At 44.1% G+C, this 22,304-nt stretch carries 22 protein-coding genes, 1 riboswitch and 1 other annotated feature (1 of these 24 cut by a window edge); of the genes, 8 read left to right on the top strand and 14 right to left on the bottom strand.

The window, feature by feature from the left end; translation table 11 throughout:
• Window positions 1–58 (bottom strand) — a sequence feature (His leader region) (it extends 79 nt beyond the left edge of the window).
• Window positions 59–234: 176 nt separating this feature from the next.
• Window positions 235–1,836, bottom strand: coding sequence for a Na+/H+ antiporter NhaC family protein (locus QTN94_RS01500; protein WP_331426625.1), 1,602 nt, complete (start codon window positions 1,834–1,836; stop codon window positions 235–237).
• 113 nt (window positions 1,837–1,949) lie between these two features.
• Window positions 1,950–2,131, bottom strand: a riboswitch (Lysine riboswitch).
• Window positions 2,132–2,696: 565 nt separating this feature from the next.
• Here QTN94_RS01500 and QTN94_RS01495 point away from each other — a divergent pair.
• Window positions 2,697–3,104: an H-NS family histone-like protein gene (locus tag QTN94_RS01495; RefSeq protein WP_331415907.1), complete on the top strand. Its 408-nt coding sequence runs from the start codon at window positions 2,697–2,699 to the stop codon at window positions 3,102–3,104.
• A 101-nt stretch (window positions 3,105–3,205) separates the two neighbouring features.
• Here the strand turns inward: QTN94_RS01495 and QTN94_RS01490 are convergent, their stop codons facing one another.
• Both QTN94_RS01490 and QTN94_RS01485 read right to left on the bottom strand, forming a co-directional pair.
• A complete protein-coding gene (locus tag QTN94_RS01490) occupies window positions 3,206–4,510 on the bottom strand; it encodes an inosine/guanosine kinase (protein ID WP_331415908.1) in 1,305 nt (434 codons plus the stop codon).
• 260 nt (window positions 4,511–4,770) lie between these two features.
• Window positions 4,771–5,040 (bottom strand): hypothetical protein, encoded by a 270-nt coding sequence (locus QTN94_RS01485; RefSeq protein ID WP_331415909.1) that lies wholly within the window; start codon window positions 5,038–5,040, stop codon window positions 4,771–4,773.
• Between the two features lie 195 nt (window positions 5,041–5,235).
• On the opposite strand from QTN94_RS01485, the gene mnmA reads away from it, so the two are divergent.
• The 3 genes from mnmA (at window position 5,236) to purB (ending at window position 8,492) form a co-directional block, all read left to right on the top strand.
• Window positions 5,236–6,372, top strand: coding sequence for a tRNA 2-thiouridine(34) synthase MnmA (gene mnmA / locus QTN94_RS01480; protein WP_331415910.1), 1,137 nt, complete (start codon window positions 5,236–5,238; stop codon window positions 6,370–6,372).
• 28 nt (window positions 6,373–6,400) lie between these two features.
• Window positions 6,401–7,021 carry a high frequency lysogenization protein HflD gene (gene hflD / locus QTN94_RS01475; RefSeq protein ID WP_138970302.1) on the top strand — a complete coding sequence of 207 codons (621 nt, stop codon included), beginning with the start codon at window positions 6,401–6,403 and terminating at the stop codon, window positions 7,019–7,021.
• A gap of 145 nt (window positions 7,022–7,166) precedes the next feature.
• The gene (gene purB / locus QTN94_RS01470; protein ID WP_331426624.1) at window positions 7,167–8,492 is read left to right on the top strand and encodes an adenylosuccinate lyase; all 1,326 of its coding nucleotides are present in this window, start codon (window positions 7,167–7,169) and stop codon (window positions 8,490–8,492) included.
• 302 nt (window positions 8,493–8,794) lie between these two features.
• On the opposite strand, the gene QTN94_RS01465 is transcribed toward purB, so the two are convergent.
• From QTN94_RS01465 to htpX, 9 genes are all read right to left on the bottom strand, one after another.
• Entirely contained in the window at window positions 8,795–9,325 is a 531-nt protein-coding gene (locus tag QTN94_RS01465; protein ID WP_138970300.1) for a DUF3833 domain-containing protein, read from the bottom strand.
• The gene (locus QTN94_RS01460) at window positions 9,322–9,870 is read right to left on the bottom strand and encodes a chalcone isomerase family protein (protein WP_331415913.1); all 549 of its coding nucleotides are present in this window, start codon (window positions 9,868–9,870) and stop codon (window positions 9,322–9,324) included. The genes QTN94_RS01465 and QTN94_RS01460 overlap by 4 nt, the downstream gene beginning before the upstream one ends.
• Window positions 9,824–10,345 (bottom strand): DUF2878 domain-containing protein, encoded by a 522-nt coding sequence (locus tag QTN94_RS01455; RefSeq protein ID WP_331426622.1) that lies wholly within the window; start codon window positions 10,343–10,345, stop codon window positions 9,824–9,826. The genes QTN94_RS01460 and QTN94_RS01455 overlap by 47 nt, the downstream gene beginning before the upstream one ends.
• Window positions 10,346–10,361: 16 nt before the next feature.
• Window positions 10,362–11,609: a cyclopropane-fatty-acyl-phospholipid synthase family protein gene (locus QTN94_RS01450; protein ID WP_331415915.1), complete on the bottom strand. Its 1,248-nt coding sequence runs from the start codon at window positions 11,607–11,609 to the stop codon at window positions 10,362–10,364.
• A 15-nt stretch (window positions 11,610–11,624) separates the two neighbouring features.
• On the bottom strand, window positions 11,625–12,407 hold the full coding sequence (locus tag QTN94_RS01445) for a DUF1365 domain-containing protein (RefSeq protein WP_331415916.1): 783 nt from the start codon (window positions 12,405–12,407) through the stop codon (window positions 11,625–11,627).
• A 1-nt stretch (window position 12,408) separates the two neighbouring features.
• Window positions 12,409–13,686 (bottom strand): NAD(P)/FAD-dependent oxidoreductase, encoded by a 1,278-nt coding sequence (locus tag QTN94_RS01440; RefSeq protein ID WP_331426621.1) that lies wholly within the window; start codon window positions 13,684–13,686, stop codon window positions 12,409–12,411.
• Between the two features lie 10 nt (window positions 13,687–13,696).
• Window positions 13,697–14,425: an SDR family oxidoreductase gene (locus QTN94_RS01435; protein WP_331426620.1), complete on the bottom strand. Its 729-nt coding sequence runs from the start codon at window positions 14,423–14,425 to the stop codon at window positions 13,697–13,699.
• Complete coding sequence (locus QTN94_RS01430) at window positions 14,422–14,841, bottom strand: nuclear transport factor 2 family protein (RefSeq protein ID WP_138970293.1); 420 nt, start codon at window positions 14,839–14,841, stop codon at window positions 14,422–14,424. The genes QTN94_RS01435 and QTN94_RS01430 overlap by 4 nt, the downstream gene beginning before the upstream one ends.
• A gap of 182 nt (window positions 14,842–15,023) precedes the next feature.
• Window positions 15,024–15,887, bottom strand: a complete 864-nt coding sequence (gene htpX / locus QTN94_RS01425) for a protease HtpX (RefSeq protein ID WP_331416036.1) — start codon at window positions 15,885–15,887, stop codon at window positions 15,024–15,026.
• A gap of 308 nt (window positions 15,888–16,195) precedes the next feature.
• Here htpX and QTN94_RS01420 point away from each other — a divergent pair, with 308 nt between their 5' ends.
• Entirely contained in the window at window positions 16,196–16,363 is a 168-nt protein-coding gene (locus QTN94_RS01420; protein ID WP_269377266.1) for a hypothetical protein, read from the top strand.
• A gap of 57 nt (window positions 16,364–16,420) precedes the next feature.
• Here the strand turns inward: QTN94_RS01420 and serC are convergent, their stop codons facing one another.
• Together serC and QTN94_RS01410 are read right to left on the bottom strand one after the other, a co-directional pair.
• Complete coding sequence (gene serC, locus QTN94_RS01415; RefSeq protein ID WP_331426619.1) at window positions 16,421–17,503, bottom strand: 3-phosphoserine/phosphohydroxythreonine transaminase; 1,083 nt, start codon at window positions 17,501–17,503, stop codon at window positions 16,421–16,423.
• 124 nt (window positions 17,504–17,627) lie between these two features.
• On the bottom strand, window positions 17,628–18,893 hold the full coding sequence (locus QTN94_RS01410; protein WP_331426618.1) for a DUF945 family protein: 1,266 nt from the start codon (window positions 18,891–18,893) through the stop codon (window positions 17,628–17,630).
• Between the two features lie 173 nt (window positions 18,894–19,066).
• Here QTN94_RS01410 and QTN94_RS01405 point away from each other — a divergent pair, with 173 nt between their 5' ends.
• The 3 genes from QTN94_RS01405 (at window position 19,067) to QTN94_RS01395 (ending at window position 22,246) form a co-directional block, all read left to right on the top strand.
• On the top strand, window positions 19,067–21,019 hold the full coding sequence (locus tag QTN94_RS01405) for an ATP-binding protein (RefSeq protein WP_331426617.1): 1,953 nt from the start codon (window positions 19,067–19,069) through the stop codon (window positions 21,017–21,019).
• Window positions 21,016–21,513 carry a response regulator gene (locus QTN94_RS01400; protein ID WP_331426616.1) on the top strand — a complete coding sequence of 166 codons (498 nt, stop codon included), beginning with the start codon at window positions 21,016–21,018 and terminating at the stop codon, window positions 21,511–21,513. Before QTN94_RS01405 ends, QTN94_RS01400 begins: the two co-directional genes overlap by 4 nt.
• A 166-nt stretch (window positions 21,514–21,679) precedes the next feature.
• Window positions 21,680–22,246, top strand: a complete 567-nt coding sequence (locus tag QTN94_RS01395; protein WP_331426615.1) for a hypothetical protein — start codon at window positions 21,680–21,682, stop codon at window positions 22,244–22,246.
• Window positions 22,247–22,304: the final 58 nt, after the last annotated feature.

Here is a 22,304-nt window from a genome sequence, read left to right as displayed (position 1 = left end):
TGTCTCCCGGGTATGCGTGCATCTCCCGAAAGACTAGACTGGGTGATGGTGATGATGAATATTCATGACTAAATTACGCATACTTAATAAGCTCTTCTGTTTCGCTTTGTTGTTATCCACACTAACTAAGCTATCAACATTTTTCAACCATTTATTTAAACTTTTTTCATTTTGTCATATACAAATAAAAAGGGAGCCGAAGCTCCCTTTAAATTTTTCGTTCAAATGATGTGGTTATGCGTTGTGGCAATTTGCCATTTTCGATTTAGACAATACCGAAAGAAGCACACAAATCGCGACGAAAGCAATCGAAGAAACCGCAAATGAAAGTCCAATTGAAGCAGTCATACCTAAGGTAACAAAGCCAATACACGAGACCGCCGCCACCGCCAGTGCATAAGGTAGCTGAGTGGATACGTGATCGATATGGTTACAACGCGCACCTGTAGACGACAGAATTGTGGTATCAGAGATTGGAGAACAGTGGTCACCGAATACCGAACCAGCAAGTACTGCACTTAGCATTGGCAGCATCAGCGCCAGATCCGTTGCACCAGCCATATCACCCGCAATTGGAAGCATGATACCGAACGTACCCCATGAGGTACCTGTCGAGAATGCCATTAGGCCAGATAGCAGGAACAAGATCACTGGTAACCAATGTGGGTTGATATTGCCTTGTGCCAGAGTCGAAAGGTACTTACCCGTGTTCATATCACCAATAACAGAGCCAATCGTCCACGCAAACACTAGAATAAGGATTGCACCAAACATTGATTTCGCACCAATCCAAAGCGTACGTGAGATTTCGCCCATCGCAATGCCCTGCTTAACCACTGTGAATAGTGCAAACGCAAGCCCGACTAAACCACCGTAGATAAGAGAGGTACCGACATCGGTATTCTCAAACGCACCCAGCAGATTAAATTCGACACCATCAGCAGCCAACGCTTGGCCACCGGTGTAAAGCATTGAAGCAACAGTTGCGATGATCAGGAATACAATTGGCAGAATCAAATCTAATACTTTACCGCCTTCGCTCTCGCGAATATCCAGCTCTTCATTCAACTCATGCGCTTCTTGACTATCTTCAGCTTGTTCTGCGCTAAACCCATGTCCACGCGATGCTGCAATCTCATGCTCACGCATTTTACCAATGTCTAAGCCAAACCAAGCTACCGCAAACACCATTAGCAGTGCAAAAATCGCGTAGAAGTTCATTGGAATCAGACGTACATACGCACCAAGCGCAGAGTATTCAGTGATGCCATGAGAAACAAGAATGCCACCGATGATCGTCATGATGTAGGCACCCCAGCTCGAAGCTGGCATGATCACACACATAGGTGCTGCGGTTGAATCGAGGATATATGCCAGTTTCGCACGTGATACGTAAAAACGATCCGTCACAGGACGAGAGATGGCACCTACCGCCAAGCTGTTAAAGTAATCATCAACAAAAATGAAAACGCCTAAAAAAGCAGCCAGTAATTTTGAGCCACGTTTACTCTTAACACGTGTTTGTGCCCACTCAGCAAAAGCACTAGTTCCGCCGGAAAGCGTCAGCAATGCAGTCATCATACCCAACAGGATAAGGAAACCAACAATGCTCATATTCCAAACGTTTAAGCCGCCATCTTCAACAAAAACACTAGATACCGTTGAACCGACGTAACCCAGCGTATTTGATGCAGAATAGTCATTTAGTAAGATAGCGCCAAGTAAGATACCGACACCGAGTGATACCAAAACGCGGCGCGTTACGATAGCAAGACTCAAAGCCACTAATGGTGGCAAGAGAGAAATAGGAGATGATGCAAAATCAATTAAATTCATGATCTTCAAAAACCAGTAATAAATGGTTAGAGATCTACTGCAGACTAATTGAAGGAAATCATTTCCTAACAATTAAGTGAAATTAGCGACGAGCAAGCGAATGCTTAACCCAGCCCTACAGTAGCGCTCCATAGTTTTACAAATTATAGACTATGGCAGTGTTACCCCTTTCGGGTGCAACCCCAGCAAGCATCGTTGATATGAATACTCACTTCGGCGAAATAACCTTTCCTGTTTGTTCATTGGCATCACCCCAACAAACATTACTGATTTATTCCGCGCCTCTACCGCGATGTGTAAAATATTAAACTACCGAAAAGTCAATTTAACAATAATTTAACCCGACAATCGCATTAGGTTCCAGCCATTGTACTTAACCTGAGAGTCGATTCAACATATTATTCGATTTTATTGTTAATTTGTCCCATTCGAAGCGACTGACTAAGATTCCATGACGGATGAATAGTCATCCGGTTTAATAGTCACTACTATTTAGCCAGTAATAATAGATACGCAGGGAAAACAAGCTGACCCTATATGGTCTTTATTGACTCTGGTTAACATACCCACATTAACAACGTATATATATGTCTAAAGGTTAAAACAGTAACAACCCTACAATTAATAGGATTGATATATAGCTCTTCCCATATTGATATGAAACTATAATAACAGTAACTCTATCGTAATTTAATTAATCAGATTTACGACTCTATTGCGCTCTTCGCTTTTTAATTCATTGAGACAGCAACAGCGAAACATCCGCTGTTTTTTATATTTTTTATTGCAGAAGATTGTATTATTTAAATTTGAAGTTTATGATTCATTCATCGACAACTTATATACGAAGAGACGAATTAATGTCGGAACTAACTAAAACACTATTAAACATCCGTAGCCTACGTGCTTTCGCACGTGAACTAACACTAGAGCAACTTGAAGAAGCGCTAGATAAATTAACGACTGTTGTTAGCGAACGTAAAGAAACAGAAGAAGCTGAACGTGCACAAGCTGCTGAACAAGAAGCGAAGCTAGCCGCAATTGCGGAGCAAATTGCAAGCGACGGTATCGACGTTGAAGCATTAATTTCTGCACTTACCGGTGAAACTAAAGGCAAAGCGAAATCTAAGCGCGCTCCTCGTCCTGCAAAATATAAGTTCACTGACAGCACAGGCCAAGAGAAAACATGGACAGGTCAAGGCCGTACGCCTTCTGCAATTCAAGAGCTATTAGACGCTGGTAAATCTCTAGACGATTTCCTAATCTAATCGGTCAACGTTTGTTACAAGCAATTAAAAAAAGCGCCCATTGGGCGCTTTTTTATCGCTAACAAACCTCACTCGAGTGAGGTTTGTTATTTATTCGTTGATTAACGTTCCCAATACGCTTCTTCCAAGCTATCTTCACGCTCAGGTAAACCACGAGACAAACGCGGTGAATGCTGAACTAAAACTTCATAACTCGCTCGGTTAGAATACTTACAAACTTGTGAGAAAGAGGAGTAAGTCAAATATGAATACGCATGTTTACTTGAGTTAGGCACGTTTTTTTTGTGGTACTTATTTGCCGCCATATCATGCAACAACGCCGATAGTGCTGCATCCCCCGCTCCGTTGGTATTTTTGATTTTTTCCGGACCACCCATATATGGCGAAATATGAGAGTAAACTCTAATTGGATTCTCACATAAGTCTTTTGAAGCTGGTCGGCTAAATTCATAACGGTTGAATTCTGCAATACTACCAGGAAGAAGAGGCAAAGACGTTTCACGTTTAGCTGAATCCTCAGTGTAACCAGCCATAAATAGACCAACAGGACCCGCAGTACATAATACTAAATCAACCCATTCCAGAGTTTTATCTGACGCCGCTAGAGGATCAGACTCACCCGTTAACGCTTCTGCTTCATCTTCATTCATTGCAACGACACTAACGTGATCACGTAAGAAATCCTGCCAGAATTGAGGATCGTCTTGAATCACAAACTTAGTTCCAAGTGTCAGTACGACCGGCACTTCATATTTCTTAGCGTATTCAATCGCTCTCATCGTCGCTTCAGGCATCGGATCGCCCTCTTTACAACGAACTAAATAAGCGGTGAGTACAAGAGCCGAAGCATTTTTAAAGATTTTTTCTGGAATACTATCAGGATGAAGTTGGTTCATCTGACCTTCACTAATAGCAAAAGTACGTTCACCATCTTCAGTAATAAGAGCAAAACAGCGGCCAATTGCACCATCAACACCTTGCAGATAGTTAAGATCCATACGGCTAGACGTATTACACAAATAACGGTAACCATAGCTACCAATTTTAATATCCTGGATCATTACACCAAGCAGTGTTGAACGATCATCCGCTAAGACTGAGTAATTATGAAGCGTATTACCGATGGTACCACCAGCGTATTCATTGGTGATAAGTTGGCTTTCTTTCAACTCGTTATATAAAGCTTCAGCTGTCTCATCATCAATAACCAGTGAGTGTCCCTTACTCAGCTTATATTTATCAATCAACTCGCTGTTTACTTTCGCTTCAATATCTACCAAGGTTTGATCGATACCAATAATGTGCGTACGCGACATTTTTTTGCTTTCTTGTGATTGAGTCACAAGCGGATCGCGAGCGTGAACAGGAAAGTAATGCTTCGATTTGCGTTGACCAGGAAATTTCATATTGATGATTCTGAATAAGGGATGAAAGGATGCCGGATTCTACCTCGCCCTTTTTAGCGCGGCAACTAGAGGAATTATAGCAAACGTTTGCAATCGTAATTAAATCTGAGGCGATTTAGTACGTATTAAATAAGAAGGGATTTTCATCAACAAAGTGGCTGATTGTTGCTACTTCGAGCACATTCGCTCTCCGTTCCCAAACAGAATGTCAGATCTCACATTCAATTTCACTGAGACCTGATCAAATGTGATATGACGGATTACTCGCCTTCTATAAAGCTTAGATCCGGTAAACTTGCTAGATTTTCAGAGTAACGCTTTAGGTTGAACTCACCGTCGTTTTTCATGACATCATAAATCTCAATAGCCACGGCACAAGCCATCATGGCAATGGCGTCTTCACGGGAGGTGCCTGTCATCATCAAACGCATCAAAGTCTCTTTGACTTTAATTGGGTTTCCATCCTCTAGCTGATTTTCAATCACCTCAATCAATTGTTGCTCTTCGATGATTTGGTTCTGGTCGCTCATTTCAGTTGCTCTGTGGAACTTGAATTTGTGCAACTATGCCATATATAGATTCTCTATACTCAATTATTCTCAGGTTTCTGTCAGTGATTGAGGGGAAATTGACCAAAATCGAAGTGTGAGTTCGATCTCGGATCTGTCCCCTTGCTATGCTTTCTGATAAAATCTGCCTCCAGTTTATTTAAGTGGTGTTTAGTAATGTCTGACAACTGTACTGATAACAGTCAAAAGAAAGTCATCGTTGGCATGTCCGGCGGTGTGGATTCATCCGTTTCTGCTTATCTTCTCAAGCAACAGGGCTATCAAGTTGAAGGCCTATTCATGAAAAACTGGGAAGAGGATGACAATGAAGAGTACTGTACAGCAGCTGAAGACCTTGCAGACGCGCAAGCAGTGTGCGACAAACTAGGCATCCACCTACACACCATTAACTTTGCAGCGGAATACTGGGACAACGTGTTTGAGTATTTCCTTGCTGAATACAAAGCAGGCCGCACGCCAAACCCAGATATCTTGTGTAATAAAGAGATCAAATTCAAAGCATTCCTCGAGTTTGCTGATGAAGTTCTTGATGCTGATTACATCGCTATGGGTCATTACGTTCGCCGTACGTTCCCGACTGCTGAAGAGCTTGCAGCAGGTGAAAAACCTAAAATGCTGCGCGGCCTAGACAGCAACAAAGATCAAAGTTACTTCCTCTATACTCTAAGCAGCGATCAAGTGGCACGCAGCCTATTCCCTGTTGGTGAGTTAGAAAAGCCTGAAGTTCGCCGTATTGCAGAAGAACAAGATCTGATCACCGCGAAGAAAAAAGATTCCACGGGTATCTGCTTTATTGGTGAACGTAAGTTTACCGATTTCCTAGGTCGTTACTTACCTGCTCAACCAGGCGATATAGAAACACCTGAAGGTAAAGTGATTGGCAAGCACAATGGCCTGATGTATCACACTCTTGGCCAGCGTAAAGGTCTGCACATTGGTGGTCAGAAAGGCGGCGGCGGTAATGAAGACCCATGGTTCGTTGGCAAAAAAGATCTCAAACGCAACGTTCTTATCGCGGTGCAGGGTAAAGATCACCCAATGTTGAAGTCTCAAGGACTTATCGCTTCCCAATTGCACTGGGTTGATCGTGAAGCGATTAAAGAACCGTTACAATGCACTGTGAAAACTCGCTACCGTCAAACAGATATCCCATGTACTATCATCCCTATCGATGATGAGAACATCAAAGTCATCTTCGACGAGCCGCAAATTGCGGTGACACCGGGACAATCTGCTGTTTTCTATCAAGGTGAAGTCTGCTTAGGTGGCGGCATCATCGAAGAGCGAATTTAATTTATCTTAATCATTGGAGTAGAATTACGTGGCTAACACACTTTATGACCGCACTATCGCATTTGCTGGAATCTGCCAAGCTGTTGCTTTGGTACAACAAGTCGCTAAAAACGGTCACTGTGACTCTGACGCGTTTGAAACTTCATTAAAAGCGATCTTAAACACTAACCCTGCAAATACGGTCAGTGTTTATGGTCGTGAAGTCGATTTGAAGCTGGGGCTAGAATGTTTGGTCAAAGGAATCGATAGCACCCCTTCTGGCAGTGAGATTACCCGTTACATCATTAGTTTGATGGCATTAGAGCGCAAGCTTCAAAGCCGTAACGATGCGATGTCACAGCTCGGCGACCGTATCCAAATGCTCGAACGCCAACTCGATCACTTTGATTTACTCGACGAACAGATGCTGAGTAACCTTGCCAGCGTCTATCTTGATGTCATTAGCCCAGTGGGGCCTCGCATTCAAGTAACGGGGACACCTTCTGTGCTGCAACAGACTACAAATCAACATAAAGTTCGAGCTCTGCTGTTGTCTGGCATTCGCAGCGCGGTACTATGGCGACAAGTGGGCGGTAAGCGTCGTCACCTCATCTTTGGACGAAAAAAGATGGTAGAACAAGCACAGATCCTACTTGCTAGAATGTCATAATTAATTCCCAGCTCGTGCCTTAGCGCGAGCTGTTTCTTTATACCAAAACAAATCCCGCGCAAACGTTTGCGCAATATTCGTGACAAATCACTAAGATGCTGGTATAAAGCTCACAAAATTTCGAAACTCAATTCAGGAGAACATCATGGAACTGTCAGCATTGACTGCTGTTTCACCAGTAGACGGTCGTTACGGAAGTAAAACTATTGCACTTCGCAGCATCTTTAGTGAGTTTGGTCTACTAAAGTACCGCTCTATCGTTGAAATCCGCTGGTTACAAAAGCTAGCAGCTACAGATGCCATCGCAGAAGTCCCTGCATTCAGTGCAGAAGCCAATCAGTTCCTAGATGACCTAGCCGCAAATTTCTCTGAAGAAGATGCCGCTCGTATCAAAGAGATCGAACGCACAACAAACCATGACGTTAAAGCGGTTGAATACTTTCTGAAAGAGAAAGTTGCTGGTGTTCCTGAGCTACACGCAGTAAATGAGTTCATTCACTTCGCATGTACATCAGAAGATATCAACAACACCTCTCACGCTCTAATGCTGAAAGAAGCTCGCGACGAAGTTATTCTTCCTGAAATCAAAAACATCATCGACGCGATTAAAGCTCTTGCTGTTGAATACCGTGATATTCCACTACTGTCACGTACACACGGCCAGCCAGCTTCTCCATCAACCATGGGTAAAGAGATGGCAAACGTTGCGTACCGTATGGAACGTCAATACAAGCAGATCGCTAACGTTGAAATCCTAGCAAAAATCAACGGTGCTGTCGGCAACTACAACGCTCACCTATCCGCTTACCCTGAGCTAGATTGGCACACGTTCTCCGAAGAGTTCATCACCGAGTCGCTGGGTGTGACTTGGAACCCTTACACAACTCAGATCGAGCCACACGACTACATCGCTGAATTGTTTGATGCGGTTGCGCGTTTTAACACCATCCTAATCGACTTCGATCGTGACGTATGGGGCTACATCGCACTCGGTCACTTCAAACAAAAAACCGTTGCTGGTGAGATTGGTTCGTCAACGATGCCACACAAAGTTAACCCAATTGACTTTGAAAACTCTGAAGGCAACCTAGGTCTAGCGAATGCTGTATTCGGTCACCTAGCGCAAAAACTGCCTATCTCTCGCTGGCAGCGTGACCTAACGGACTCAACAGTACTACGTAACCTAGGTGTTGGTGTTGGCTATGCAATCATCGCTTACACTTCTACTCTAAAAGGCATCAGCAAACTCGAAGTTAACCGTGAAGCACTACTAGCAGAACTGGACAAGAACTGGGAAGTTCTAGCTGAGCCTGTACAAACTGTGATGCGTCGCTACGGTATCGAAAAACCATACGAGAAGCTCAAAGAGTTAACTCGTGGTAAACGTGTAGACGGTGAAGCAATGCGTCGCTTTATCGACGGTCTTGAACTTCCTGAGCACGAGAAAGCACGTCTAGCGAGTAGCGAGTAGCGAGTAGCGAGTAGCGAGTAGCGAGTAGCGAGTAGCGAGTAGCGAGTAGCGAGTAGCGAGTAGCGAGTAGCGAGTAGCGAGTAGCGAGTAGCGAGTAGTGTGAGGGTTGGCGTTAAGGCGTCAACCCTTTTTATTTTGGAGAGCTGGATTATTAGCTCGCTTTAGGAACGAGTCCTGTCAACACCTTCAAGACCAAAAGTTGCATCATTTTCCTACCAACACCCACTGCCAGTAGGGTAAAGCCCGAGCCAGTTATCCACAAGCGAAGCGCTCCAATTTTCTCGCAGGGCGAAGCGTTGTGTTTATTGCTTCTGGAAAAACAGGGTGATCGTGCCTACCTCAATGCCAAACTTTTTGATTTTGGTAAGGTTGAACACATGTCTGTCATCTTGTCTGTATAACCAATCATCGAAGGTAACCACCACCGTTGATTGTTCCATCTTCAATTCAAAATCATACTGCCATTGCAGAGCATTACCAACTTCTCGTCCTGTGGCAACACCAATGATGTCATCGGCACGCCCTTGGTATTGACCACCACCAACCCGCTCGATTGACCAGATTCTCTGCGATGTCTCTCCGTCATCAAAAACGAAATCTTCAACTAAGGTCAGCACATTGCCCGCTACGCTCCCTTTGATGTTAACTTCGAAACGCCGCGTCTGTTTACTGGAGTAGTCCTGCACCATTCCCCAAGCCGTCGACTCTCCCTGAAAATACTCGAACAGGTCAAATTTAGGTTGAGTAGATTGGTAATCATCCAATTCCGCCGCACAGCCTAGTAAAAACAGGATTACCAGAGTGGCGATAGCCGCACGTAGCTGAGTTATCATTGTGCTCTCCCAATCAGGCGCTCTCTCAAGCTAGGATATTCAGTATCGGGCGAGAGCCAAATAGCCAAAAATGCATCATTAAGCTGTTCTTCCTCTATCACACCGATGAGCTTAATGCTCGCTTGCTGCTCAGAGAAATAAAACTGTCCCTGAACACCATCTGTTACATATGTCAAACTGTGTCCCTTCTTGATATTCGGGAAGATACTCGCTAAATACTCTGCCCATTGCTGGGTTTGTGTTGCTTGGTAGCCGAGCTTTTGCCATTGTTCTAGCGTCGCATCGATCAATTGCTGCTGTGAAATCTCTCTTTGGTAGGTGATAGATAGTGCCAAAGGATGCGGGGTAATATCAGGGTCAAGTGTATATCGCCCACTCGGTGTAAGAAGCTGAGAGTGGTAAATATCAAAGAAAAGCATCGTAAGTTGCGCTTGTCCTACCTTTGACCAATTGCGCCAGTCTTGTTCCACCCTGTCAGAGACAACAGAAGCCAACGCACTAGCTGTCACTACTAGATAAGTGACGAGTATCAGGATGATTTTCATATCCGTACACCTTAAAAATCAATAAGACCATAATAGTCCACTCAATTAACAAGATGCCTGCTGTTAACACTATCGGCAATCCGAAAGTCACCGCGTTAAGCTTCTCACCGGCACTGTAACTGAGTGCTCCACCAATTCCACCTATGACTGATACGATAGATAATGGGTATTGGCTCACTACCGGATATAAAAAATAGCAGTACCAGGCAAAAATAACCCATAGAGAGACTAACCATAACGGAAGGTACCCTTGCTCAAAATGCAAGAGTCCTAACGCCATATTAACCGAGTCTACGCTGATGCCCACTGCCACGATCACCGCGAGCTTTTTCCAAGCAAATTCGCTACGCATAGCGGTGATTAAGAGAGTAAAGGTGACTAACAACAACGTCAGCCAATGCCATGATGTTTGCCCAATAACAGCCACGAACCAGATAATCTGGAACCAAGTTGAGATGAGTATGAGACGCTTCATCAGCTCACTCTCTTTGTTAAGGACGTTGGAACGTCATGTGCACTGTACTGATCGATTTTGCTCGGAATCCGCCTTCACAATAGCAGAAGTAATAGTTCCACATGCGAATGAAACGTTCATCAAATCCGAGTTTATAGACCTGTTCTTGCGCAACATTGAAACGCTCATACCAGTGACTAAGCGTGCGTGCGTAGTCCTGTCCTATGTCAAACAGATCTCTTAGTACCAAGTCACTATGCTTAGTGGTGGCTTGAGTTAAAGCGGTGATTGAAGGAAGAAAACCACCCGGAAAGATATACTTCTGGATAAAGTCAACGTTGTTGCTGTAGTAGTCATAACGTTGATCTGCAATGGTAATTGCTTGTATCGCCATCAGACCACCAGGTTTGAGTAACGATTGGCACTTCTGAATGTACGACGTCAAAAACTGTTTGCCAACCGCTTCAATCATTTCGATCGAGACCAGCTTGTCAAATTCACCTTCAAGCAAACGATAGTCTTTCTTAAGTAACGTGATTCTATCGGTCAAGCCTTTCGCCTCTATGGCCTGTTTCGCATATTGGTATTGCTGCTCTGAAATCGTCGTTGTCGTAACATGGCAGCCATATGTTTCCGCCATATAGATCGCCATTGCCCCCCAACCTGTGCCGATTTCGATCACGCTATCGTTCGCTGTCAGCTTGAGTTGCTGACACAAACGTTCCATCTTGTTGATTTGCGCTTGCTCTAAAGAGTCACTGTCATCGTTAAACACAGCAGACGAGTAGAGCATTCTTGGGTCGAGAAATGTTTGGTAAAGGTCATTGCTCAGGTCATAGTGCGCTTCGATGTTTTTGGCTGAATTGGCCACCGTATTTCTGTTTAACCAATGGCTGACTTGATAAGTAAGCTTGGACAACAAACTAGAACGGCTCTCTATAGAGTCTAACGCTGACAAGTTGAGTGCCATCAACTCCATCAGTTGAGTAAGGTTAGGGCTATCCCACCAACCATCCATGTATGCCTCACCCGCAGCAATACTGCCCCCCTTGAGCAAACGGGCATAAAAGCCCGGATTCTTTACTTCTATGATAGCGCTGGGTTGACCTTCTTTAGGCTTGCCAAACTGCTCTCTTACGCGCAGTGCTGGTTCATCACTAAATGATTCAATCACAGTTAAAGAACCAACTTGTAGCTTGCAGAGACAAGAAAATGCGATATTTCGGGCTGTTTTTTGTACTGAACTTAACTGAACAGGCAAAGCCAGTGTCTGTGAGTTAATCATGTCATCGGTTCCTTGTTATTTTTTTAGTTCCGCGCCGCTGTTATCCGTTGAACTGTCAAGCCCTTGTTGATATTTCGGATGAGAGTAAAACGGTGCACCTTTAATCCAGAGCTTTAAAGCGTGCCAATAAATCCCTGTCATCACTTTTACTGCCATTATGGGTGTAACGATCAGGTGCTTGAGTAATACTTTTGAATTAAAAGGATGTTTGTTCATTTTAAGCGTAGCATCAAACTCCTTACTCTCTCGGTGACAAGCCAAGTGAACAGATAACTTGTCGCCCAGAGGTTTGATGTTCCAGTGGTATTGCTGTTCTAGCGGATTGAATGGCGAGACATGAAATGCTTTGCTGTGAGTCCAAGTATTCCGGTCATCAGCATCGAGCAGATAGTAGTGGCGCTCATTCCAAGGAGTATTACTGACTTCCGCAAGCAAGTATCTCCAATGACCTTGTTGGTCGTAAATGTAGTAAAAGTTCACCGGACTGAAGTAAATGCCAAAGTATCGAAGATGGATGACCGCTTTCACGGTTCCTTGAATCGGTTCTCCACCCAGCTGTTGAACCTTACTCAATACCGCTTGTTTTAAGTCCCCACTACCGAGATAGTCTTGGCGCTTAAACCTCGCCCAATGCCACCATCTCTGACCAAACCCCCACACTCTCTGTTGCAGAGCGTCGAGATCATCCAGATCAAGACAAGGCATAAATAGATGATAGTTCAGCGCATGTTCAATGGGCGTAAAACGACGATGTCGGACGTTTCCAACCAGCAAATGGTTACGCTGTTCCAAGGACATCTTAAGCCGCTCCCTGAGATTGAAGGGTTTCACTGGCTAAACGTATTCCTCTCACTACATCCAATCCACTGCGAACGCCATCTTCATGGAACCCGTTGTACCAATACGCGCCACAAAACCATGTCCGAGACAAGCCATTAATTTCATTGCGTCTTGCCTGAGCGGCCATCGAGTCGCGGCTAAACACCGGATGGTGGTAGACAAAACTTTTCAGTATTTTGTCTTTGTCTATCTGATCGCTACTGTTTAAAGAAACACAAAACGTTTTTGGCGCTTGGATGTGCTGTAGGATGTTCATATTGTAGGTCAACGTAGGTGGTCGAGATTGCTCTTGCTCACCACCATCCAACCAATAGTTCCATGATGCCCATGCCGCTTTTCGTTTTGGCAGCAAAGATTCATCCGTGTGAAGAACGACTTCATTTGGCTGATAGGCTAAATCGGATAAGATTTCGCTCTCTACTGAGCTGATATCAGCCAACAAATGCTTAGCTTGATCGCTGTGACAAGCAAAAATCACTTGGTCAAAACGTTCGGTTTGACCATTAACTCTGACCGTAACCCCAGCATGATCACGACTCACTGACTCGACCGAACTATTGAGTCGAATCTTGTCCGCAAACCCTTTAGTCAATGGCTTGATGTACTCTCTAGATCCACCTTTAATCACATACCATTGAGGTCTGTTTGTCACATCAAGCAGTCCATGATTTAAGAAAAAACGCGCAAAAAACTGGAGCGGAAACGCTCTCATATCTGCGAGAGTTGAAGACCAAATGGCCGCCCCCATTGGAAGAATATAGTTGTCGCAGAAGTAATCGCTAAAACGGTGAGAGGTCAAGAAGTCGCCTAAGGTGTTCTCGCCCGTTGTTTGATCAACACACTCTTTGACTAGGCGGTTAAATCTCAATATTTCAAATATAAATGAGTAAAACTTAGGATTTAGCCAATTTCTCTTCTGTGCAAATAAGGTGGTTAATGTGTGGCCATTATACTCAAGCCCATTACTGTCATTTCGGACGCTGAAGCTCATTTGGCTTGGTCTTCCTTCCACGCCAATCTCATTCATCAAGGCGATAAAATTCGGGTAGGTTCGATCGTTATAAACGATAAAGCCCGTATCAACGGAATAGCGACTACCCTCAAGTTCGACGTCAACCGTCGCGGTATGCCCTCCAATATAATCATTCGCTTCAAACAAGGTTACATCGTGGTCACGACTAAGATAATAACCACACGTTAATCCAGAAATTCCACTGCCTATAATTGCGATTTTCATATCGTTACCTCTATCCCTGGGCGAGCAACTTTGCAGTCAGAGCATTTTGCCAACGGTATGGCAATGCACCAATCAATCGCAAAATTGATGTAAATTTAGTTGGAAAATAAATATGGCCTTTGCCCTTCGCTAAACCATGACGAATCTGTTGGGATGCTTGCTGCGCAGACACCAACATTGGCATATAAAAGGTGTTCTTATCTGTGAGTGGTGTTTTCACAAAGCCAGGGTAGACTATCGAAACATCAATTCCCTGTGGTTTTAAGTCCAACTGTAAAGTTCTAGCGAGGTAGCTAACCGCCGCTTTTGACGCACCATAGGCTTCCGCTCTAGGTAACGCGACTTCACTGGCGATAGAGCCAATAATCGCCACCCTATGCCCCGCGCTGAAATGCGGCTGACACGCGTGGATAGCATTCGACAAACCAATCACATTGATATCGAAAACTCTCTTAATGAGTTCAGCGTCCAGTTGCCCATCTTCGATGTACTCACAATCACCCGCATTGAATATCCATAACTGGGGCGTAATCGGCAAATGAGACAAAGCCGTTTTGGTCTGCTCAAGGTTTGTTTGATCAAAGGTTAGTGAAGAGATCGACGTTGACGTCTCAACCATTTCATTGAGAACGGCAGTGTTACGTCCACAAGCAATAACATGCCAGCCATTTTCAGCGTAATCTTTGGCTAACTGATAGCCAATACCCGATGTCGCACCCGTAATCAGAACGCAGTTCATTTGCCTAACCTCTGCTTGATACTTTTTATAATTGAGCCAAGTAACGGTAGATTCTCATACAGCATTTCACCCAAATCAAAATAGTCTCTGTGGTAGATGACTCGCCCTTCAGAAAACTTAATATGACTAACGCCATTGACATAAATCACCGTACCTTTTGATAATTTTGGATGCTCTAATGCCATTCGCCAAGTGAGAAACCCACTATCATCCGTTTGCTGATGCTCCTGAATCTCAAAATCACAACGTGTCACGTTTTTGTAGAGTGTCTCAAAATAGCGCTCAAGCGCGTCCCAACCTTCCAAGCGGTGGGCAGCATCTTCAAACACCACTTCTTGATGATAAACATCCGACAGAAGGTGAAGATTTTCCTTGTTCAGTTGTTGATATACCTTGCTTACAGATTGGACATCCATATGTCACCCCCTAAAAGCTATACATAAATTTTATTTGTATAACATGTAAATCATAGATGAAAAATTAAAGTTGTACAAAAATGATTTTGTATAACTTATGGCTTTTGTACGTAGGATTTTTCAAACGGATCAAAAAAGGCTTGGTTATAAACCAAGCCTTTTCAAATAATTATAGCGACAGATTAAGAATTGCGCAGTGCAGCAATACGTTTGTCTAGTGGAGGGTGGCTCATTAGTAGTTCTGTCATTGAACGCTTACCATTGATGCCAAACGCCATCATAGAACCTTCTAGCTGTGATTCATGACTTACTCTAAGACGTTCTAGCGCTGCGATCATCTTGTGCTTACCAACCAACTGTGCGGCACCTGAATCTGCGTGGAATTCACGATGACGGCTGTACCACATGGTAATAAAGCTCGCTAGGAAACCGAAGATGAGTTCTAGTACCATACTGACACCAAAGTAAACCATCATATTACTACCACCTTCTTCTTCATTGTCGTTCGACGCAACAAGGTTAGCGATAAAACGAGACAAGAAGATAACGAAGGTATTTACAACACCTTGCATCAGGGTCATGGTAACCATATCACCATTGGCAATGTGGCTAACTTCGTGCGCAAGCACCGCTTCTGCTTCATCACGAGTCATGTTGTGCAATAGGCCCGTCGAAACCGCGACCAAAGAGTCATCTCGTTTCGCACCTGTTGCAAAAGCATTGATATCCGCTGAATCATAGATGGCTACCGTTGGCATGCCAATACCCACTTGCTCAGATTGACGACGCACCGTTTCTAGCAGCCAATGTTCTGTTTCGTTACGCGGACTCTCAATAACCATGCCTCCCACTGAACGCAATGCCATACTCTTTGACATTAGCAATGAGATAAACGAACCACCAAAACCAAATACCGCGGCCATCACCAGTAACCCAGAAAGGCTGCCTGGTTGCATGCCTGTCACTGCATACACAATGTTGAGGACAACACTTAATACCAGTACAACAGCTAAGTTGGTTACAAGGAATAACATTACTCGCTTCATTACTTTTCTCCAAAAACGGAAGCTTTTTCTCTGTGCTGATGCATTCAAATCACGACCAGCTTGTTCTTTACCTAATAGATATAGTCTATCCCTTTTAATATCAAGGTTAAGCAGCAAATTGAAACATTTGATTTCTGGACGCAGCAAATTTCTCAATTTCATTACAATCAATGGATTAGCGCCATAATGTATCGTCAGCTTTCTCAACACCACGAGGCGTTAGACTTTGGTCGTATTGAGAGTCCAATCAAACATGCTAGATTTACTACTGATCCACTCCATGGGACATAGGGATAAGGGACAAAATCATGGTTGAAACTAACGACTATCAAATGGCTATTGATCTGTTGTGCTGCCACTTAGGGATCTCGGAAGATGAGGCAAAGCAGCAGTTAGGTATCTCTGTAGACAATCAAACACAAAAACGTATTGCAGAGACTCAAAGTGCGCTGATGGGGCTTAATCAAGAGCGATAATGCTGTTGACCAAATGCAAAAAGGGCTGCCAATGGCAGCCCTTTTATTTATTTTCGATTAAGCGTTTTCAGCTTCAAACTCTTTCATAAAGTCTACCAATGCCTGGACACCTTCTAATGGCATAGCATTGTAGATAGAAGCACGCATTCCACCTACAACTCGGTGGCCTTTGAGTGCCACCATTCCGCGCTCTGCTGCCTGCTGCAAAAACAGCCCGTCAAGCTCTGGCTTAGCTAGCTGGAAAGGAACATTCATACGCGAGCGGTTGTTCGGATGCACATTGTTAATGTAGAAATTTGAACCATCGATTTGATTGTAAAGCAGCGCCGCCTTCTCTTGGTTTACTTTTTCGACTTCAGCCACACCGCCCTGCTCTTTCATCCATTTGAAAACCAAGCCAGACAAGTACCAAGCATAGGTTGGAGGCGTATTAAACATCGAATCTTTTTCCGCCAATACTTTGTAATTCATAAAGCTCGGAACGACGTTGCTCGCTAGCTCTAACAAGTCATCACGAACAATGGCAATACAGATACCAGCAGGGCCGATGTTTTTCTGTGCGCCTGCATAGATAACCCCATACTTAGAGACATCGATTTGGCGCGAAAGAATATTCGATGACATATCGGCAACAATTGGCTTGTCTGTTGTTGGTAAGTCACTGATTTCGATACCATCGATAGTTTCATTTGGACAGAAATGAACATATGCTGCATCAGGAGCGATTTGCCATTCAGAAGCAGGCAACACCGCCGTTTTACCGTCAATGGCTGTTTTCGCCACAAAAGTATCAACTTGGCAGTACTTTTGCGCTTCATCGATAGCGCTCTCGGCCCAGTAACCAGCATCAATGTAGGTCACTTTGTTGGCTTCACCTAGCAAGTTCAGTGGTACGGCAGCAAACTGCGCACGTGCTCCACCTTGGCAGAAAAGAACTTTGTAGTTGCTAGGAATGTTTAGCAAATCGCGGAGATCCTGTTCGGCCTCTTCCGCAACCTTGATGAACTCTTTACTACGGTGACTGATTTCCATCACCGACGTACCTAGGTCATTCCAATCGACAAATTCTTGTTGTGCTTTTTCCATCACCTCTTTAGGCAGTGCTGCGGGGCCTGCGCTAAAGTTGAAAACCTTGCTCATCTATACTTTCCTTGCATATGCTTCTATAAGAGATTGATCGATTAATACCATGTTTTTTGCTTGATAAAAAGCAAGAAAAGAGGTCTTAAGACCTCTTTTCTCTCTGAGCAATTAAATTTTGCAATTACGGCGCCATCAATGCGGGTAGAAGCAACGCCATTAGAGGAATTTGCTGCCCGTTAGCGAACACTAAATTACCTTCTTTCAGCTCCGCTTTAATCTGGTAGCCCTGGTCGGTTTCTTTAATCAGTTCCATCACCATCGCTTCATCAATGCCTTGCTGTATAAATGGGTATTGAGTAACTAAACCATTAGAAAAGAAGGTGTCTAGATCGCCAGTTAGCTTAGGCAAAATCATGGCTGGATTCTGTGTAACCTTGTCAGTCCCTTGAGGAACAGTTATCTGCCATTTAGACTCAAATTCACTCTCATCGCCTAACTTAACTGCCATTTTGTTCATTGCAAGGTAAAAACCTTTTGAGAATAAACTTTCCACATATGGTACCGCGGCATCAATGTCCTCATTGGTTGGCATTGGGTTGTTCTGATAGAGATTGACCAAATGCTCAAAAGCAACGCTATCTAAGCCGCCAAACGCTAGGTCAATTGACACGCTATCCACATCACCATCGACAGTCACTAGATCTCTTAAATCGACAACATGTTGGCTGCTGACCGTTTTTTCCACGTCGTCAAATGAGCTTGTGAAAGTATACTGGCTGTCGCTAAGGCTAAATAGCGGCGACTGATCCACATCTAGGATAGACGCTGCTGCCACTTTTAGCGTCTGTTCGCCAATCCAAAAGCTGTTAATTTTCTTTCCTTCACCTTGACCCGATAATCCAGAAAGCAGCACTTTTTCACCGGAATTGAAGTCAACCTCTACCGACGGAACACTTAACTGATAGGTTAAATCACCCAATACGCTGATATGCCCTTTCAGCGTTGATGCGGTCACAGAAACAATAGCCCCATCCGGACCTTCAGAAACCTGATTCCAGTTGGCCATCGATAAGACGTAATCGGTATTGCCGTTGAGTTGAGTGACTGTGTTTAAAGTCAATGGCAGTTCCGGCTGGTTATCTATGACCGATTCCGCTTTAAGATTAAATAAACCATGGCTTACATGACTCGTGAGCACAACCTCGGTTGGCAAACCATCGACGGCAAGCTGCTCAGCCAACGTTGGATCAAAAACCGTATAGCGAGTTTTTACCGTAGATGACAAGTAGCCTCTGTCATACTCTACGATTTCTGCTTTTATGGAATCACTATTAAGGTGAGCGATACCATCACTAATAACGGCTTGTCCAATCTGACCAACAGCAAGTGGCCAACATAATCCAAGTACAACAGCACCGCCTATGGCAGCAATTTTTTTAAGTTCCATGGTATAAATTTCTTAAACTTCGATTTCATCCAGTCTACACGAAAAAACATTGAGATAAATCAGAGTATTGGCTTTCTATTAAAAACATCAGAAATTCTCATACCTAGCTCTCAATACATTTTTTTCAACCTTGATACAGTTATCTCTGTGGATTTTCAAATTGTAGCTTACTCGTGAATCATTTTGCCGTACTGTGTTTAGATAACAACCCAATTAGTATCGAGCAGTTGAGGCGTGAACTCAGCCCTCTTTCTGCCAAATTCGACCTGCATACCGCCGACTCACTCGACGAGGCTCACGCAGCGCTTGAGTATTGCCTAGAGCAGAACCAAACCGTCGCACTTGTCATTGCTAGCCACCATGAAAACTTCAACGGCGCTGACTTTCTTATCCAGCTCGACAAAAACAGTCACACCCAACGAGCACGTAAAATCTTAATCAGTTGCGGACAGGATATACAGGCTATCTTGTCAGCGGTGAATGATGGTCGGTTAGACCACTGCTTAACCAAACCGTTGCAAGACAATCTCGTTCACCAAATCGCGCAGAAAGAACTGACGACCTTTATTCTACAAAACGATAAAGATAACTTACTCGCGTATAGTATGGTGCTCGATCAGCATCGACTGCTACGTGCCCACATCGAACAGAAGATGCGCAGCTATCGAGAAGGTTTTATTACCGATCATCATAGCCTTTCCGATCAACAATTAGCCCAACAGGTCACCACCGCACTGCTGGAATTCTTTGCCGATCAAGATGAAAGTCGGGCGATAAGAACCTATTCACCGGACCACTTACTGACCAAAGAAGGTGAAGAGAACCAGTTCCTATGGTTCATAACCAAAGGTCAAGTTGCCCTGTATAAAAAAGATGATATTGGCCGACAAAGAGAAGTGGTTAGACACTCACAGGGAAATATTGTCGGTGGTATGTCTTTTGTGACCGGAGAACCTTCATTCTCAACCGCAGTCACACTCTCACAGACTGAAGTTATTAAGTTAGATCGAGAAGTGTTTGGTAAGGTCATGCACTCCAATATGACGCTGTTACCACTCTTTACTAACTTGCTGCTTCGCCACTTTAACCGCCGACTACAGCGCAGCATTAACACTAAATTAGAGTTACAAAAAACGCTTGAATCCTTAGAGCTTGCCCACCAGCAACTCATTGAACGTGAGAAGATGGCAATGTTGGGGCAACTCGTCGCAGGCGTCGCCCACGAACTCAACAATCCAGTTGCAGCAATACTGCGCGGCACCGACCTATTGACCGAAAAGATGCAACATCTGGTCGACGTTCATTCGATTGATGACATTGGGCTCGAAGGTATCTCAGTCCTCAAACAAGGGCTGACTCAACGCCCGCGTTCAACCGCAACCGAACGAGCCATCGTTCGCGATGTTGAAGCTTTAGTCAACCACCGAAGAATCGCTAAAAAACTGGTCAAACTCGGTTTAGAGACACAAACCAATTGGCACGATCTTGCACAAAAGGATCCTGAACGAGCCTTAGAGCAACTAGAAAAGTTAGAAGATTACTATCTGGCGGGTTCGACGCTGCGCTCCATTAATGTTTGTGCTGGAAGAATCGCAGACATGGTTAAAAGCCTCAAAGGGTACGCGCGACCAGACGACGAGCGCTTTCATCTCGCTGATATTCACGAAGGCATCGAAGACACACTGACCATTTTTGAGAACAAACTCAAATTTCATTCAGTTGAGCGTCATTATGCTGACATTCCGACCATTCAATGCCTACCGATTGCATTACAGCAAGTCTGGACCAACCTCATTTCCAATGCCATTGATGCTTTTCCCCAACAAGGTGTATTGAGGATTGAGACCCAAAATACCCACAACGCAGATCAAGACTGGGTTGTGGTGACATTTACCGATAACGGCTGTGGTATCCCCCACTCTGTTAAGAAACACATGTTCGACCTCAACTTTACCACCAAGAAAGAAGGCAATTTTGGCTTGGGTATTGGATTATCTGTCTGCCAGCAAATTGTCCATCAGCACGGTGGTAGAATTGAGGTCGAGTCTATTGAAAACCAATTTACGTCAATGTCAGTTTGGCTACCCTGCCGTCAACTGGCTATTTCGCCAAGGAGTCCCGAATGAACAAATACCTAATCTTATGTGTCGATGATGAACGAGAAGTATTGGACAGCGTCATTCAAGACTTAGACTGCTTCGAAGAGCACTTTATACTCGAGCCGGCTGAGTCGGTAAAAGAGGCTAAGGATATCATCCATGAAGCACAGCAAGAAGACGTAAAACTGGCGCTGATCTTGTGTGACCACATCATGCCTGAGCAAACGGGCATCCAATTTCTTATCGAGTTGAATGATGACCCTCAAACCCAGGCCACGCGCAAGTTGCTCCTAACCGGACAAGCGGGTTTGGAAGACACCGTTGAAGCAATCAATCACTCCAGCCTAGATTTTTACATTGCTAAACCTTGGCGTGGTGATGAGCTACGCAAAGTGATTAAAGACCAATTGACTACCTATATCATCGACAACGAATCTAACTTGATGCCTTGGGCGTCGGATTTAGATACTGAAAGAGTGTTTGAAGCTATGGCTAAAAATCGCCTCGAATTTGGTGAATAAACAATCATTTATGGCACACAAATTGCTTTTAGGTATAAATAACGACAAAACAATGACATTTTTATAGTGACCATTGCTATGATGCATTATCATGTCGTAATTAATGTCGTAGCGCTTGTGTCGCTAAAGATCAAGGAAATTAACAAGATATAGGTTTATCGTCCATATGCGTAAAACAATCTTAGCTGCAGCTTTAGTGCTTGCATCCGGTCAATCATTTGCTCAAACCGATCCAAATAGCCCTACGGTCATGAGTAACTTCAGTTATGACTACATAGAAGCCCGTATCGGTGCTAGTCCTGTAACTTTCGGTACGGCAATGAGTAAGTCAATCCACCCTAACGCTCACGTTTTAGGTCGAGTGGACTCTGAGTTCGAAGGTGACTACGACGTAGCAGCAGGCTTCGGTTTCCATGCTCCAATCAATAACTGGGCTGACTTTACTGGTGAAATGCTTCTTCGCCTTGTTGACACAGGTGATCAGGGCCGTAACGGTTACAGTCGCGGAACCAACACAGGTATGGAACTGAATTTAGGTATCCGCCAGTGGTTAGGTCCACAACTAGAAGTAGGTGGTAAAGGTGGCTATGTCTCAATTGATGATGACGACAAGTGGATTGGTTCAGCCTACGCACGATTCCACTCTACAGAGCTATTCTCTCTAGGTGCTGAAGCGCGTATCAATGACTTCTACGGTGATCAGCTAATGTTCACTACACGTTTTAAATTCTAATAGAGCGTAATTGTTAAAAAACCGAGGCACTGCCTCGGTTTTTTATGCAAATCCATTT

This window comes from Vibrio sp. M250220 (assembly GCF_036533795.1).
GTDB lineage: Bacteria > Pseudomonadota > Gammaproteobacteria > Enterobacterales > Vibrionaceae > Vibrio.
The sequence above is the reverse complement of the archived record's forward strand: the minus strand, read 5'-3'. Positions and strand labels throughout refer to the sequence as shown.

Bases quoted from the DNA above. Each gene is read 5' to 3' on its own strand.
- QTN94_RS01490 (WP_331415908.1), bottom strand. From the start codon at position 4,510: ATGAAATTTCCTGGTCAACGCAAATCGAAGCATTACTTTCCTGTTCAC.
- QTN94_RS01450 (WP_331415915.1), bottom strand. From the start codon at position 11,609: ATGATTAACTCACAGACACTGGCTTTGCCTGTTCAGTTAAGTTCAGTA.
- QTN94_RS01435 (WP_331426620.1), bottom strand. From the start codon at position 14,425: ATGAACTGCGTTCTGATTACGGGTGCGACATCGGGTATTGGCTATCAG.
- QTN94_RS01420 (WP_269377266.1), top strand. From the start codon at position 16,196: ATGGTTGAAACTAACGACTATCAAATGGCTATTGATCTGTTGTGCTGC.
- QTN94_RS01430 (WP_138970293.1), bottom strand. From the start codon at position 14,841: ATGGATGTCCAATCTGTAAGCAAGGTATATCAACAACTGAACAAGGAA.
- QTN94_RS01445 (WP_331415916.1), bottom strand. From the start codon at position 12,407: ATGTCCTTGGAACAGCGTAACCATTTGCTGGTTGGAAACGTCCGACAT.
- QTN94_RS01395 (WP_331426615.1), top strand. From the start codon at position 21,680: ATGCGTAAAACAATCTTAGCTGCAGCTTTAGTGCTTGCATCCGGTCAA.
- QTN94_RS01460 (WP_331415913.1), bottom strand. From the start codon at position 9,870: ATGAAAATCATCCTGATACTCGTCACTTATCTAGTAGTGACAGCTAGT.
- mnmA (WP_331415910.1), top strand. From the start codon at position 5,236: ATGTCTGACAACTGTACTGATAACAGTCAAAAGAAAGTCATCGTTGGC.
- htpX (WP_331416036.1), bottom strand. From the start codon at position 15,887: ATGAAGCGAGTAATGTTATTCCTTGTAACCAACTTAGCTGTTGTACTG.
- QTN94_RS01495 (WP_331415907.1), top strand. From the start codon at position 2,697: ATGTCGGAACTAACTAAAACACTATTAAACATCCGTAGCCTACGTGCT.
- QTN94_RS01455 (WP_331426622.1), bottom strand. From the start codon at position 10,345: ATGAAGCGTCTCATACTCATCTCAACTTGGTTCCAGATTATCTGGTTC.
- serC (WP_331426619.1), bottom strand. From the start codon at position 17,503: ATGAGCAAGGTTTTCAACTTTAGCGCAGGCCCCGCAGCACTGCCTAAA.
- QTN94_RS01485 (WP_331415909.1), bottom strand. From the start codon at position 5,040: ATGAGCGACCAGAACCAAATCATCGAAGAGCAACAATTGATTGAGGTG.
- QTN94_RS01500 (WP_331426625.1), bottom strand. From the start codon at position 1,836: ATGAATTTAATTGATTTTGCATCATCTCCTATTTCTCTCTTGCCACCA.
- purB (WP_331426624.1), top strand. From the start codon at position 7,167: ATGGAACTGTCAGCATTGACTGCTGTTTCACCAGTAGACGGTCGTTAC.
- QTN94_RS01410 (WP_331426618.1), bottom strand. From the start codon at position 18,893: ATGGAACTTAAAAAAATTGCTGCCATAGGCGGTGCTGTTGTACTTGGA.
- QTN94_RS01440 (WP_331426621.1), bottom strand. From the start codon at position 13,686: ATGAAAATCGCAATTATAGGCAGTGGAATTTCTGGATTAACGTGTGGT.
- QTN94_RS01465 (WP_138970300.1), bottom strand. From the start codon at position 9,325: ATGATAACTCAGCTACGTGCGGCTATCGCCACTCTGGTAATCCTGTTT.
- QTN94_RS01400 (WP_331426616.1), top strand. From the start codon at position 21,016: ATGAACAAATACCTAATCTTATGTGTCGATGATGAACGAGAAGTATTG.